A 13912-nucleotide genomic window follows, 5' to 3' on the forward strand; every position below is an offset into this window, starting at 1 on the left:
ATGGTTTGAGCATTGCCGAATACCGAAAAGTCAATGTAGCGTGAGATTGAAACTGTCCAAAAAACGTCCGCATCCTCAAATGTGTGTCTGGTCGGCGTGTCGCGGGTTGGGCACACTTTCTGTTATTTGAGGGGCCCTTTTCTGATTCCTATCGAGTGTTCGTAGTCGGTTGGGATAGCGTTGTCGTAGAAGGCTGGTCGGCCTGTTTGGTGGTCGGCTTTGTTTCGGTCTTCTGAGACAAGGTCGGGAACTTTGGCGAGTTGATCTTGTCCGTAACCGCACTGCCTGGCGATCTTTAACGGGTCGTCAGGCAGATGCGTTTTCGAGTGCAGGTACCACTCGAGCATCTTGCGCTGCCGCTCTCCTGATCTACCGCGGTGGGCGTCAGCGATGCGTTTGAGTTGGGCGTTGACACCGCCTTCAAGACTGTTGGTGGTCGCTGCCCACCGGTTAGGTTCGAGCGCTTCTGGCGGCGGTTGCAGGTAGGTGAACAGCCAGTTGCTGCGCGATAAGTACAGAAGCGAGTGATACGCCTTGCGCACTCGGATGTGGGTCCATTCCCACTGGTGGTTAAGGGTGCGGCGTTCTTTGGACACCGGAGTTTTCTCGTCCAGGAAAGCCTTGAAGACCTGGCCGAAGTCGTGCAGGCGCAGTGTCCATTCCCTGGCTTGGTCCAGGTTGGTGATCTTGGTCAGTTTCAAAGCTAGGGCGTAGATGGCTTTGCCGGCATCAGTGCGGGGTCTGGATGTGGTGTAGCGGCGGATGACGCGTTGGGCGTGCACGAGGCAGCGTTGGATCCGAGTGTTGGGCCAGCAGGTTTTGATGGCGGATAAGGCGCCTTGGCCGCCGTCGAGGACGACGCACAATGGTTCGGCGATGCGGCTGAGGAGTTGTGTGTAGGCGTGGGCTGATTCGCGTTTGGTCCAGTGCCAGGCGATGACGTGGTCGCAGCTTGCGGCAACGAGCAGGCAGCCGGCGTCGGTGTAGGTGCCGTCGATGAAGATCTGGTCGTAGACCCGGTTGGGGTCCGGGGTGTTGGGGGCGTCGATGAGCCAAAACGATTCAAACCGGCGGTCTAAGGTCCACCTGCTAACTCCCGCTCGCTTGGCTACCTCAGTCAATGGGGCGGTGCCGGTGACGTAGGAGTGGAACGCTGTGAAATCCCGGGCCCGGGTGTGGTCTGTGCGGCGGCGTGTGGTGGAGGATCCGCAGTCGGGGTTTTTGCACCGCCATCTGGTTGTGCCTTTGGAGGTGGTGCCGTTTTTCTTCATTTTCCCAGCACACATGGGGCATCGTGGTCTGTTTGGTGTCACTGGGAAAGCACACCAACACCCGGCTAGCACACGCGGGTGCCATTCCGGTGGATTGAACGAAAAACAGGCCCGAATAAGGCCCAGAACCTTATTCAAGCCCGATTTACACAGCCTGATCAGCAGATACACTGAAAATCAGACACACATTCTGCTACTTAACCCCTCATAGTCACCAATCCTACCCTTTACCCCTATGGGGTATCAAGTATTATCCGATTGGTTTGAAGGACTCGGAGACGCGTGGCCGGGTGCGGCGGATTGAGGTGAGGCCAGAGACGACGGGTCCGCGCAGGAGTACGTGTCCAGTCGGAAGGGTCAACCGCGTCCAGCGGCCGGCGGTGGAGATCGCGGCCTCTCCTTCGGAGCTGAGGAACCCGAAGACGTAGGCGGCGAACGCGACGCCTTGTGGCAGCGACGCGAGGGCTGTGTCCGGGGTGCCCCAGACCATGCCCCGGATCTTGCGGGCGACATCGTCGCCGGGTTTGTCGGGAAGTGCTTGGGCCACGGCCTCGATGCCGGCACGGACGCTACGCATCAGCGTCAGACTGGACACGTCCGCAATGTATCTCCACCCGTGTTGTGGGGGTTCGACGCTGGTCCAAGCGGGTGCCAGCGAGGTCTCCGGCAGTTCGAGGGACAGGGGGTCGACGGTCGCGGTCAGGGTTTCGACGGTGACGTCGCACTGCAGCTCGGGGTCGGAATGGAGCGTGCGAAGGACGAGGATCGTAGGGGTGCGGTCGAGCGGACCACGGGGCGTTGGTACACCGCACTCATGCGCAGCAGCCCGGCCGCGGCCTGCAAGCGCACGCCGTGGGCGCCGGCTCGCCTGGCCCGTTGAGCGAAAGTGGGCGCATCGCGGGCGGACGGCGTGTCGGTGAGGATCAGGCGTGGAGGGCGTCGTGAGGGCTTCCCGCCGTGTCCTGGAACGCGGCCTCGGGGTCCGGGATTAGGAGCGGACGAGTCGGTTGATGGCGTCGGTGGCTTCCTGTATCTTCTCGACGGCCGCCTCGTCGCTGAGCTTCGCTGCGTCGAGCACACAGTGCTTGAGATGATCGTCGAGTAGACCGGTCGCGACCCCCTGGAGGGCGCGGGTCAGGGCGGATACCTGGGTGAGGATGTCGATGCAGTATTTCTCTTCATCGATCATCTTCGCGATCCCTCGGGCTTGACCCTCAATGCGCTTCATACGGCCGAGGTAGCGCTCCTTGTCGTTGATGTATCCGTGCTGATGAGAATCGGTGTCGACAGACATGGGCATGTCCTTACTTCTGGCGTTCCAGGACGGAACGCGTGCTGGCTTCGGGTGTGAGGTCGATGCGCCGCAGGAGTTGGGCGTTGAGCGCGACGACCACGGTGGAGGCCGACATCAGGATCGCGCCGATCGACATTGGCAGGACGAATCCCACCGGTGCCAGGATGCCGGCCGCAAGCGGCACGGAGATGAGGTTGTATCCGGCGGCCCACCACAGGTTCTGCTTCATCTTACCGTATGCGCGTCGTGAGAGCTGGATGATGGAGAGCACCGACCGGGGGTCGGAGCTGGCCAGGATCACCCCGGCCGAGGCGATGGCGACATCGGTGCCGGCGCCGATCGCGATGCCGACGTCGGCCTGGGCCAGTGCCGGGGCGTCGTTGACGCCGTCGCCGACCATGGCGACCTTCTTGCCCTCGTGCTGCAGTTGGGCGACCTTGGCGGACTTGTCCTCGGGGCGGACGCCGGCGAAGACGCGGTCGATGCCGAGCTCCCGTCCGACCTCGTTCGCCACGGCCTCGGCGTCGCCGGTGATCATGACGACCTCGACGCTCAGGGCGTGGAGGGCGTCGACGGCGTTGCGGGATTCGGGGCGGATCTCGTCGGCGAGCTTGAGGCCGCCGACCACCTGGCCGTCGCGGAGGACGTGCAGGATGATCGCGCCCTCAGAACGCCATTCCTCGGCTGTGCCGACCTCGTGCTGGCCGGTCTCCTCAAGCAGCCGGGGGCCGCCGACGCGGACCTCCTGGCCGGCGACAGTCGCGGTGACTCCGACGGCGGGCGAGGATGAGAAGCCGCTGGCCTGCTGAAGGGCGAGGCCCTTGTCCTTGGCGGCGGCGACGATGGCCTTGGCGAGCGGGTGCTCGCTGTCGGCCTCGGCCGAGGCCGCGAGGGCGAGGACCTGGTCGGCGTCGAGGTCGCCGGTCGGTTCGACGCCGGTGACGGTGGGCTCGCCCTTGGTCAGTGTGCCGGTCTTGTCGAAGAGCACTGCGTCGACCTGCCGCATCGACTCCAGGGCGAGGCGGTCCTTGACCAGCACGCCGCCGCGGGCGGCGCGCTCGGTGGCGATGGAGACCACGAGCGGGATCGCCAGGCCGAGGGCGTGGGGGCAGGCGATGACGAGTACGGTGATGGTACGGACCACGGCCTCGTCGGGCATGCCGATGAGCGTCCAGACGACAGCGGTGACCAGCGCCGCGCCGAGAGCGAACCAGAACAGCCAGGCCGCGGCCTTGTCGGCGATCCGCTGGGCGCGGGAGGAGGAGTTCTGGGCCTCGGTGACGAGCCGGTTGATCCCGGCCAGGGCGGTGTCGTCGCCGGTGGCGGTGATTTTCACCCGCAGGCCGGAGTCGGTGGCGACGGTGCCGGCGGTAGCTGTCTCGCCCTCGCCCCGAGAGACCGGGCGGGACTCGCCGGTGATCATGGACTCGTCCATGTCGGCGCGGCCGTCGACGATGGTGCCGTCGGCCGGAACGCTGCCGCCGGGGCGCACGATCACGACGTCACCCACAACGAGGTCGGCTGGGGCCACCTTAACGACGTTCTCGCCCTCGACGCGCTCGGCCTCGTCGGGCAGCAGTGCAGCCAACGAGTCGAGCGCCGAGGTGGTCTGGGCCAGGGAGCGCATCTCGATCCAGTGGCCCAGCAGCATGATCACGATCAGCAGCGCCAGCTCCCACCAGAACTCCAGCTCGTGATGGACAAGCCCGAGGGTCGCGGCCCAGGAGGCGAAGAAGGCCACCGTGATCGCCAGAGCGATGAGCAGCATCATCCCGGGCTTGCGGGACTTCAACTCGCTGACGGCGCCGGTGAGGAAGGGCCTGCCGCCCCAGACGTACATGACGGTGCCCAGTACCGCGGCGACCCAGCCCGCCCAGCCGGGGACCTCGTAGCCCAGCAGCATGGAGAACATCGGCGAGAGGGTGACCGCGGGGATGGCGATGACGAGGTTGATCCAAAACAGCCGGCGGAACTGGCCAACGTGGTCCCCGTGGCCGCCATGGCCGCTGTGATCTCCGTGGCCGCCATGGCCGCTGTGATCTCCGTGGACACCGTTCTCATCGAGGCCCGTGTGGTCTGAGTGCTGCCCGTGGTTCATGGCGTGGCCCTGGTGTCCAGTGTGCTGGCCCTCGTGCGTGCCGTGCGCCTCCGCCGAGGCGTGCGCGGACACAGACCCGTGGTGATGCTCGCCGTGAGCGGGTGCATCGGTTCCGTGACCGTGGTGCTGGTGTGAGTTCGGGTCCGTCATCGTTCTTCTCCTTCGTCATCGAGCCATGCCGCTCACCCGGTCGCCGGGCAAGCGAACGTCGGCTCAGGGCGCTGGTTGGATCTCGCTCTCGACGACCCACTTGTGGTTCGTCATCTTCATGCCGTCCGTCTCGTAGTCGACCATGTAGACCGTCTCATCGGTGGACGAAGCGATGGTGGCCCTCGCGCCCTCCATGCCCTCCATGTGCTTGGCGAGCAGCGTCACCGCTGTGCCATCGGTCAGGCGCTCGTCGCCGGCATCCTCGATTTCTTCCTGCACGACCCACTTGTGGTCCGTGACGGGGTCGCCGCCACCTGCGTTAGTGTAGTTCACGGAGTACGTGTACGTGTCGAATGCGCCGGAGATCGTCGCTGTCGCACCGTCCATGCCTTCCATGTGGTCGGCCGTGAGCTGTACCTCTGTGCCGACCGGGTATGTGGGGTCACTGGCTTCGGCGATACCCTCGGGTGCCGGTCCGCCGTCCATCGGGTGCTCCATCGAGTGATCCATTTCCTCATCTCCGCTTTCTGCATTGTCGCCGCCGTGGCCCTGCTCCTCAGTAGCCGAAGGGTCGGTCTGCTGGTCTTCGTCTGCTCCGCTGCTGCAACCGGCGAGCACGAGTGTCACTCCGAGCACTCCTGCTGCCAGCCCTGCTCGCAGTCTCCTCTGCATGTCAGCTCCTTTCATCATGACACCTACCCTATACCCCCCAGGGGTACTAGTCAAGGATTGCGCGTTGTACCGGCGTGAATCGATCGAATTGTCCTTCTCAGAGGGACTGCTCATGTTGGATGGGCAATGCGGCGATGAGGGGATGGTCGAAGCCCGCCGGTCCGATCTTCGCGGCTCCACCGGGAGAACCAAATTCGTCGAAGAACTCGACGTTGGCCTTGTAGTAGTCAGACCATTCGTCGGGCAGGTCGTCTTCGTAGTAGATGGCCTCGACGGGACAAACCGGTTCGCAGGCTCCGCAGTCAACGCATTCGTCGGGATGGATGTAGAGCGAGCGTTCGCCCTCGTAGATGCAGTCGACAGGACATTCGTCGATGCAGGCGCGGTCCTTGACGTCCGCGCAGGGAAGCGCGATCGCATAGGTCATGGCTGCTCTTCTTGGTCGGGTGCGGTTCGGCGGCGAGAGTCGGTGGGGAGTTCGGAGAAGTCGTCAGTCTCTGCCGGATCTGCGGCCGGCTAAGGAATGCGCAGGCGTAGGACGGTGGCTGCAAGGCTGAGGGCGATGATGATCGCACCGAGGACTGTCATCGTTCCTGACAGGGTGAGTACCGGCACGAGCAACCCGGCGACGATGGTGGGCACGCCGAATGCCAGGTAGGCGACCGTGTAGATCACAGCCATCACGGCGGCGCGTTCCGACGATGCCGTGTGGGGCATGAGTGTGCGCAGCACCCCGAGGAACGCTGTGCCGAACCCGGAACCGACGATCGCGACCGACACGACGTAGGCCGGGTAGGAACCGAGTGCGAGGGCGACGATGCTCGCTGCGGTGCCGAATGCCAGGGCGCTGGTCGCATACAGGCTGATGGTGCGGGCGGAACGCCGCTGCAGGACGGACGAGGCGGTGATTCCGGAGATCGCCAGTGCGAAGATGACGATGCCCGCGTGGGTGTGCGTGGAGCCCCCGAGCTCACTGCCGACGAGGCCGGCTCCGAGCGCGAGGAAGAGTCCGTTGGTCGCCCACCCGGCGATAATCGCGGGCACACCGGCGGTGAACATGCGGCGCAGGTGCAGTGGCACCATAAACCGCGGGCGGAGGTCGCCACGTCGTATCCGGGTCTTGGGGACCAGTTCCGGTGTGCTCCACACCGTCGCTGCCACGGTGAGGAAGGCGAGCACGAGCGGGCCGAAGACCGCAGTTGTCGGTTCGGGGGTGAGATCGAGGAGCAGCGCAGCACCGAGTGCCCCGGTCCCGAGACCGATCATCGGCCCGATCGTGTTCCACAGGGCTGCGATGTTCGGATGCGACGGCGGCTCGAAGTCGATCATCATCGCCGACAGGGCCGGGATGAGCAGACCCGCTGCGAGTCCTTGCAGAGCGCGGGCGACCAGGAGTGTCGCGAGGCTGTCGGCGAACCAGAACATGGCCAGGCTGAGTGCCAGCGCCAGGGAACCGGCGGTTACGACCGGACGTCGGCCGATGTGATCGGAGAGCGGTCCGAGGTAGAGCAGCGCGGCCAGGAGGGTGAAGGTGTAGACCGCGAATACGAGTGTGGTGGCGACGGGGACGAGTCCGAGCTGTTCTGCGATCTGGGGGTAGAACAACGACGGCGCGCTGGCAGCCGCCATCATGAGAATGGTCGCTGCCATCGCGAGCGCGAAACCCCGCCGCGGGATCTGCCTCGTATAGTCGCCCGCCATCGTCTATGCCTGCAGGCCGTGGAGCTGCTGACCCCACTGGTAGACGGTGCCGACCGCGTCGATGCCGGTGACGCCGACGACGGTGCCGTCGGTCTCGTGGCGCACGATGAACTCCTCGCCGGCTTCCACCTGGGCGTCTGCACCAGCGGTGTACCCGACTCCGGAGATCATCTGACCGTAGACCAGCGCCATGTAGGGGCTGCGCGGCAGGTAGGTGCCCGGATCGTCGCTGATGTCGAGGTCGTGCAGTGCGGCCTGTGCGGCGTGCGTGCCCTGCGCGGCGGCGTCTTCCCAATGGTCGATGCGCCAGACGCCCAGTGCTTCGTCGTGATGCGTAGCTACACCTCCGGCGGCGTAGACGTGGTCTGCTGCGGCACGGAGGCGATCATCGACGTCGATGCCGTTCGTCCACGGCGACGGGGCTGCGGGCGTCGTGCCGAGCGCAACGAGGAGTAAGTCGGCCACGATGCGTTGATCGTCGTCGAGGGTGATGGCAACACCGGATTCTGTTTCGTCGACATGCTGGAGAGTGCGACCGAATCGAGTCTGCACCTTGGCGGCATGGTCAGCGGCGAGGCGCTCAGCCACCGGCGCCCCAAACGCTCCGATGCCGGGAACAGAACTGCGAGAGACCAGCATGACCATGTGTCCGTCGGCTTGCAGCGACGAAGCGGTCTCGGCTGCGATGATTCCGCCGCCATAGATCGTCACTCGCGCCGGCCGTGCCAGGCTGGTCAGCAGATCGCGGATACCCATGGCATCTTCCAAGGAGTGCAGAGCAGTGACCCGGCCTTGTCCGACGTCGTCGCCTTCGAGTACACCCGCGGGCAGAGAGCGGGGCACGCTCCCTGTCGCGACAATGAGCGCGTCGTAGGAGACCTGCGCGCCGGAGGTCAGTTGGACCCGCTTCGCCGTAGTATCGACATCGAGCACGGTGTCGGCGATGACCTCAATCTGAGGTAGCGGGAGCTTGATCATCTCCGGCGGGGTCGGGCCGAACGCGATTCCTTTGATGAGCATTCGCGTGTAAGGCGTCTCCCCGGTGCGGGTCACCATCGTCACCCGGACGTCGTCACGTGTGGCGAGAGTGCGGGCGGCTGCGGCTCCGGCTGCTCCTGAACCGAGGATGAGGACGTGTTGTGTGGTCATAGGGAAACTCCTGGGCTGCAGGTCGTGATCGATTTGGTGTGCGGGCGTCAGGAGCGAACGAGACGGGCGATGGCCTCGGATGCCTCGCCGAGCCTCTGCTCGCTGACTGGTCCACCGGCGAGGGCGGCGTCGAGGACGCAATGCTTGAGGTGATCGTCGAGCAGTCCGAGGGCGACGTTTTCGAGTGCCCTGGTGGCTGCGGAGATCTGGGTGAAGATGTCGATGCAGTAGCGGTCCTCATCGATCATCCGATCGATGCCGCGGATTTGGCCTTCGAGGCGCCGCAGGCGATTGCGGTACGTCGCCTTGTCGCTGATGTATCCGTGGACGGACGGATCGCCGTCGCCTCCCGCCGGGCAGGTGTCGATGTGAGGTTCGGTCATTGAGGTCGGGGTGGTCATGTCGGTTCGCTCCGATCAGGTGCCGGGGTGCCGCAGCGGTGCCGCGGCACCCCGGCACGCTGGTGGATTACGCCATGTTGGCGGCGTATTTGGCGGGGTCCGAATCAAATGCGGGGCCGCAGCCGGCGCAGCAGAAGTAGTAGCGCTCGCCCTTGAAGTCGCGGTAGAGGCCGGCGGCCTCGGCGGTCTTCTTGCTGACCGGGGTGCCGACCATGACCGGGCAGGTGGTCATGTCATCGGCGCCCCCGCCGAGCAGGTTCTCGCGTCCACCGTTCTCGGCGGCGGGGTTAGTCTCGTTCGTGCTACAGCAGTTGCTCATTTTCTGGTGTTCCTTCTGTATCGGATTCGTATGGATGGGTGGGTTCTGTATCGGATTGGTATGGATGGGTGGGTTCTCGTTCGTCACTTCGTGGCGACGCTCTTGAACCCGCGCAGGCGGAGGCTGTTGCCGACGACGAAGACGCTGGAGAACGCCATCGCCGCGCCTGCGAGCATGGGGTTGAGCATGCCCAGCGCTGCGACTGGGATCGCGGCGGTGTTATAGGCGAATGCCCAGAACAGGTTGGTCTTGATCGTCGAAAGTGTCTTCCGAGACAGACGGATCGCGTCGACCGCGGCCCGCAGGTCGCCGCGGACCAGGGTGATGTCGGAGGCCTCGATCGCGACGTCCGTGCCGGTGCCCATCGCCAGGCCCAGATCGGCCTGCGCGAGCGCGGGGGCGTCGTTGACGCCGTCGCCGACCATCGCGACGATCTTGCCCTCGCCCTGGAGACGGGTGACGACGTCGACCTTGTCCTTGGGCAGCACCTCGGCGATGACCTCCTCGATGCCGACCTCGGCGGCGATCTGGCGGGCCACGGCCTCATTGTCACCGGTGAGCAGCACCGGGGTCAGGCCGATCTCCTTGAGCCCGCGGATCGCCTCCGCGCTCGTGGGCTTGACGGTGTCGGCGACGACGAGGATGCCGCGCGCAGCACCGTCCCAGCCGATCGCGACGACCGTCTTGCCTTCACCCTCAGCTTGAGCCTTCGCCCGTGCGACCTCCGGAGAGAGCTTCTGTGACCAGTCGGCCAGCAGCGACTCGCGTCCGACGACGACCGGGGTGCCCTCGACGATGCCCTGCACGCCCTTGCCTTCAACATTGGCGAAGTCCTCGGGCGTGGGCAACTGGCCGACTTCCTGGGTGGCGCCCTTGGCGATCGCCTGCGCGATCGGGTGCTCCGAGGAGTCCTCCAACGCACCCGCGAAGCGCAGCAGCTCGGCACGGTCCACACCGGATTCGGTGATCACATCTGTCAGGGTCATCTTGCCGCTGGTGACGGTACCGGTCTTGTCGAGCACGACGGTATCGACCTTGCGGGTGGACTCCAGCACCTCTGGGCCCTTGATGAGGATGCCCATCTGCGCCCCGCGGCCGGTGCCGACCAGCAGCGCGGTCGGAGTCGCGAGTCCCAGCGCGCAGGGGCAGGCGATAACGAGCACGGCGACCGCTGCGGTGAACGCGGCGGCGACGGGGAATCCGGCTCCCAGCCAGGCGCCGAGGGTGATGAACGCGACGACGATGACGATCGGCACGAACACGCCGGAGATCGTGTCAGCCAGACGCTGCACCTCGGCCTTGCCAGTCTGCGCATCCTCGACGAGCTTCGCCATCTGCGCAAGCTGCGTGTCCGAACCGACACGGGTCGCCCGCACGACAAGGCGGCCGCCCGCGTTGACGGTGGCACCGGTGACCGAGTCGCCCTCGCGGACCTCGACCGGTACGGACTCGCCGGTGAGCATGGAGGCGTCCACCGCGGAGGAGCCGGAGACCACGATGCCGTCGGTGGCGATCTTCTCACCCGGACGAACGATGAACTCGTCGCCGACCTGGAGGTCAGAGGTGGGGATCTTCACCTCAACGCCGTCGCGGAGCACGGCGACTTCCTTCGCGCCGAGCTCCAGGAGGGCGCGCAGCGCGGCCCCGGCCTGGCGTTTGGAGCGCTTCTCGAAGTAGCGGCCGGCGAGGATGAACATCGTCACGCCCGCGCCAACTTCGAGATAGATGTTCGCCGCGCCATCCGAGGGAGCGATCGTGAACTCGAACGGGTGCGTCATCCCGGGTGTGCCAGCGGTTCCGAAGAATAGTGCGTAGACGGACCACAGCAGTGCGACCGAGGTGCCCATCGAGATGAGTGTGTCCATCGTCGCGGTACCGTGCTTGAGGTTCGTCCATGCGGCCTTATGGAACGGCCAGGCTGCCCAGATGATCACCGGGGCGGCAAGCGCGAGTGAGGCCCACTGCCAATATACGAACTGCAGTGCGGGGATCATGGCCATGGCGATCACGGGAACCGTGAGCACAATGGCGCCGACTAGCCGATGGCGCAGCGAGGTGAGCTCAGTGTCTTCCTCCTCCCCGGCCTCGGTCTCCGACGTGTTCGCCGTGGTGCCCTTGGGCTTGGGCAGCGCAGCCGTGTAGCCGGTCTTCTCGACCTCGGCGACCAGCAGGCCCGGATCGTAGCCGGCAGGCACGGTGACCTTGGCCTTCTCGGTGGCGTAGTTGACCGTGGCCGCGACGCCCTCGAGCTTGTTCAGCTTCTTCTCGATCCGGTTCGCACAGGAGGCGCAGGTCATCCCGCCGATCTCCAGCTCGATGTCCGGCCCACCGATGGGGGGCGCTAATGTACTCATCCTCTTCCTTCTCTCTTCATCTCTCGTGCGACGCCAGGCCCTGCGGGTCAGTGGCCGCCGGTATGCGAATCGTCTGTCTGCGAGCCGTCACCATGCTCGGCGTCGATCACGAACTCGGCGGTGTGCACCTGCCCATCGACCTGGAAGTCCAGGTAGAGCAGGTAACGGTCGGCGGTCGGGGCCTCCGCTGCGAATCCGATCTCGGGTCCGGCCGTGTCCCTGGCCTGGGGCTCGTCGCCCTCGGCGTGGACGTGCAAGTAGGCGAGGTCGCCTTCGCGCAGCGCCACCAGGTGGCCAAACGCGCCCAGGTAGGGCTCCAGCGTGGTCACCGGCTGACCGTCGCGCTCGACCGAGATGGTGAGCTCGCTTGAGGTGCCGGCGGTAAGGTCGCCATTCAGGGAGACGGTGTATCCGTCGACCTCGTCGGTGGTCTGTGACTCGGTCTCAACAGGGGCGAAGTCGCCCGCCACCTCGACGGCGCGAGTCAGGGTGATCCCTTCGGCTCCCTCGCCCTCGGGTGTGAAGTCGGCGTACACGCGGTAGGTGCCCGCCTCGTCCCAGGTCCACGGCACCGACCAAGTGCCTGTGCTCGTGTCAAGCTCGGGGTGCACGTGCTGGAAACCAGTACCATCGGTGCGAACGGCGATCAGATGCAGGTCCTTCTCGTGCGCGGTAGTGTACTCGGTCACCGCTTCGCCGGACTCGTCGAGGATCTGGAAACTCAGGTCTCCATCCTCGCCTGCAGCCGTGGGAGCCTGGACTGGGGAAAGTACGAAGCCGTCCGCGCTTGCGGAGACCCCGTTCAGAGTGGGCTCCGCAGTTTCTTGCGCAGCGCCGCCGTGTCCTTCACCGTGTGTGTTCACGTCACTTCCTTCTGCCCATGCTGCTACGAAGCTGTCAGGAATGACGGCGCCGGCAAGGCCGAAGGCCCCGCCGAACGCCACCACCAGCCCGGCCCCGTAGAGCGCAAGCCGTCCTCCGGCCTTCATCAGACACGCACCGCCGAGTAGCCGGCCTCCTCGACCGCCGCGAGGACCTTGGCATCGTCAATCTCGCCCTCGGCGGTGACGTTAAGCTTGCCGGTCTGCGCGCTGACCTGGATGTCCTGGACGCCGGGGATCTCACCGACTTCCTCGCGGACCGACATCTCGCAGTGCCCGCAGGTCATGCCCGTCACCTGGTAATTGTTCGAAGCCATTATGTATCCTCCTTGTGTCTCTGTAGTACCCCTACCGGGTACCTGTACAAGTCAACAGTATACCCCTGGCAGGTATTCCGCAAGAAGGGGGTGGTCGTATGAGCCACATCGCACGCGTGCTGCAGACGATGGCTGGAGCGTCCGACATGCGCCTCGTGGCGAAACGATGCTGCGGGGCGACCCGCTGGACGGTGTCGCTGCGCGTCGGAGAGTAGTGGTCCCGGTCTAATGAGAACCGTGGACTTCCTTGCCACGTCGGCGAAGGCAGTGACGACCGGTACGGGCCGGACACCACCAAACACCGATCAGTCGCTGGTGCTCATGGTACGAAGCCGGCCATGTCAACTGGATTCGCAGGCGTTCGAGATTGGTGAGTGGAACAGACGAATCCCAGCTGGAGTGCTCAGTTACGCCGGAGACAGTTAGCAGCCCCTGTGCAGGCATTAGTCAGGAAAAATAACCCCTCACAGGTTGCTGGCACTGACGCTTTTAAAAACAAAGGGTTCGGCGCACTCGTGCAGGCGGCCCGGGAGTCTCAGGAAGTCTTCGAAACCATCACGGCAGATCCAGGCAACCTCAATAAGTTCCTGGAGGTGCTAGCGCACATGATTGTCGCCGCCAAGGACGAGCAGCAGTCAAAGTAATCATCACGATAGGCACCCTGTATTAGTGATTACCGGTAGGGGTGCCCTCATCTAGTAGTTACGTGGCGAGAACGGATGATTACCGTAGGAGTTGCACTCTTAGTACTCTGAAGTGTTCGTATTCGATTGACTCAGAAATCATTAACGAGTTCTAGCCCTGCCTGAGGGGCGAGAGGCAGGGCTAGAACTTATACATAGTGGCCGTTCGGGGGGAAGCAGCCTATAACCATTGTGCGGAGCTTCGACAAAAGTCACAAGGGATTGTTCACTCCAGTGAGCATTGGCAGTGAGGAAGAAAGTACTGGGGTTTATCTATGTGGTTTCTCTTTAAAGGCTCTTTGGTTATCTGTAGTCCTGGAGGCTGTGGTGCTTGGAGTAGTCCTGGTTGCCTCGGTGACAACCAAGCCTTTGATTTGGACGGCAGTACACATGAGTACCGCTAACCCCTATGATCCATAGTCGATGTCTTGTATCTATGCAGGATACTCTGCGGTTTTAGCATTTGTTGCAATATATTTCAAACACTGTTACTGCAGGTAAAACATATCTTTATGTGTGTCTCGCACAAAATGACAGTCATGTGTGGGTTAAGGGTCAAAATGTGTGTCCGGAATCGCCGATTTTCATGGGGTGACCTGTAGGTTTCAGGAAAGTATATGCT

At 64.2% G+C, this 13912-nt stretch carries 14 protein-coding genes; 1 reads left to right on the top strand and 13 read right to left on the bottom strand.

Annotation, left to right across the window (positions count from 1 at the left end):
• Positions 1-122: 122 nt before the first annotated feature.
• The 13 genes from KBX17_RS11070 to KBX17_RS11130 form a co-directional block, all read right to left on the bottom strand.
• Positions 123-1313 (bottom strand): IS1249 family transposase, encoded by a 1191-nt coding sequence (locus KBX17_RS11070; RefSeq protein WP_370687609.1) that lies wholly within the window; start codon positions 1311-1313, stop codon positions 123-125.
• A 208-nt stretch (positions 1314-1521) separates the two neighbouring features.
• Positions 1522-1866, bottom strand: coding sequence for a hypothetical protein (locus KBX17_RS11075; RefSeq protein ID WP_099299415.1), 345 nt, complete (start codon positions 1864-1866; stop codon positions 1522-1524).
• 393 nt (positions 1867-2259) lie between these two features.
• A complete protein-coding gene (locus tag KBX17_RS11080) occupies positions 2260-2565 on the bottom strand; it encodes a metal-sensitive transcriptional regulator (protein ID WP_070478524.1) in 306 nt (101 codons plus the stop codon).
• Positions 2566-2575: 10 nt separating this feature from the next.
• Positions 2576-4663 (bottom strand): heavy metal translocating P-type ATPase, encoded by a 2088-nt coding sequence (locus KBX17_RS11085; protein ID WP_202032245.1) that lies wholly within the window; start codon positions 4661-4663, stop codon positions 2576-2578.
• A gap of 213 nt (positions 4664-4876) precedes the next feature.
• Complete coding sequence (locus tag KBX17_RS11090) at positions 4877-5503, bottom strand: YdhK family protein (RefSeq protein ID WP_370551584.1); 627 nt, start codon at positions 5501-5503, stop codon at positions 4877-4879.
• Positions 5504-5582: 79 nt separating this feature from the next.
• Positions 5583-5912 carry a ferredoxin gene (fdxA, locus tag KBX17_RS11095; RefSeq protein WP_070478519.1) on the bottom strand — a complete coding sequence of 110 codons (330 nt, stop codon included), beginning with the start codon at positions 5910-5912 and terminating at the stop codon, positions 5583-5585.
• A gap of 89 nt (positions 5913-6001) precedes the next feature.
• Entirely contained in the window at positions 6002-7186 is a 1185-nt protein-coding gene (locus KBX17_RS11100; RefSeq protein WP_070478517.1) for an MFS transporter, read from the bottom strand.
• Positions 7187-7189: 3 nt separating this feature from the next.
• A complete protein-coding gene (locus KBX17_RS11105; protein WP_070478515.1) occupies positions 7190-8335 on the bottom strand; it encodes an FAD-dependent oxidoreductase in 1146 nt (381 codons plus the stop codon).
• A 47-nt stretch (positions 8336-8382) separates the two neighbouring features.
• Entirely contained in the window at positions 8383-8718 is a 336-nt protein-coding gene (locus KBX17_RS11110) for a metal-sensitive transcriptional regulator (RefSeq protein ID WP_070478537.1), read from the bottom strand.
• An 85-nt stretch (positions 8719-8803) separates the two neighbouring features.
• A complete protein-coding gene (locus tag KBX17_RS11115; protein WP_070478513.1) occupies positions 8804-9055 on the bottom strand; it encodes a YHS domain-containing protein in 252 nt (83 codons plus the stop codon).
• 83 nt (positions 9056-9138) lie between these two features.
• The gene (locus tag KBX17_RS11120) at positions 9139-11409 is read right to left on the bottom strand and encodes a cation-translocating P-type ATPase (protein WP_070478511.1); all 2271 of its coding nucleotides are present in this window, start codon (positions 11407-11409) and stop codon (positions 9139-9141) included.
• Between the two features lie 47 nt (positions 11410-11456).
• Positions 11457-12398, bottom strand: a complete 942-nt coding sequence (locus KBX17_RS11125; protein ID WP_070478510.1) for a hypothetical protein — start codon at positions 12396-12398, stop codon at positions 11457-11459.
• Complete coding sequence (locus KBX17_RS11130) at positions 12398-12607, bottom strand: heavy-metal-associated domain-containing protein (RefSeq protein ID WP_070478508.1); 210 nt, start codon at positions 12605-12607, stop codon at positions 12398-12400. Before KBX17_RS11130 ends, KBX17_RS11125 begins: the two co-directional genes overlap by 1 nt.
• Positions 12608-13041: 434 nt before the next feature.
• Here KBX17_RS11130 and KBX17_RS11135 point away from each other — a divergent pair, with 434 nt between their 5' ends.
• Positions 13042-13251, top strand: coding sequence for a hypothetical protein (locus tag KBX17_RS11135; protein ID WP_070478506.1), 210 nt, complete (start codon positions 13042-13044; stop codon positions 13249-13251).
• Positions 13252-13912 lie beyond the last annotated feature (661 nt).

It is taken from the genome of Corynebacterium sp. CCUG 65737, from assembly GCF_024454115.1.
In the GTDB taxonomy this organism is placed as follows: Bacteria; Actinomycetota; Actinomycetes; order Mycobacteriales; family Mycobacteriaceae; genus Corynebacterium; species Corynebacterium genitalium.

Bases quoted from the DNA above. Each gene is read 5' to 3' on its own strand.
- KBX17_RS11090 (WP_370551584.1), bottom strand. From the start codon at position 5,503: ATGATGAAAGGAGCTGACATGCAGAGGAGACTGCGAGCAGGGCTGGCA.
- KBX17_RS11125 (WP_070478510.1), bottom strand. From the start codon at position 12,398: ATGAAGGCCGGAGGACGGCTTGCGCTCTACGGGGCCGGGCTGGTGGTG.
- KBX17_RS11110 (WP_070478537.1), bottom strand. From the start codon at position 8,718: ATGACCGAACCTCACATCGACACCTGCCCGGCGGGAGGCGACGGCGAT.
- KBX17_RS11115 (WP_070478513.1), bottom strand. From the start codon at position 9,055: ATGAGCAACTGCTGTAGCACGAACGAGACTAACCCCGCCGCCGAGAAC.
- KBX17_RS11085 (WP_202032245.1), bottom strand. From the start codon at position 4,663: ATGAACCACGGGCAGCACTCAGACCACACGGGCCTCGATGAGAACGGT.
- KBX17_RS11130 (WP_070478508.1), bottom strand. From the start codon at position 12,607: ATGGCTTCGAACAATTACCAGGTGACGGGCATGACCTGCGGGCACTGC.
- fdxA (WP_070478519.1), bottom strand. From the start codon at position 5,912: ATGACCTATGCGATCGCGCTTCCCTGCGCGGACGTCAAGGACCGCGCC.
- KBX17_RS11105 (WP_070478515.1), bottom strand. From the start codon at position 8,335: ATGACCACACAACACGTCCTCATCCTCGGTTCAGGAGCAGCCGGAGCC.
- KBX17_RS11120 (WP_070478511.1), bottom strand. From the start codon at position 11,409: ATGAGTACATTAGCGCCCCCCATCGGTGGGCCGGACATCGAGCTGGAG.
- KBX17_RS11100 (WP_070478517.1), bottom strand. From the start codon at position 7,186: ATGGCGGGCGACTATACGAGGCAGATCCCGCGGCGGGGTTTCGCGCTC.
- KBX17_RS11080 (WP_070478524.1), bottom strand. From the start codon at position 2,565: ATGTCTGTCGACACCGATTCTCATCAGCACGGATACATCAACGACAAG.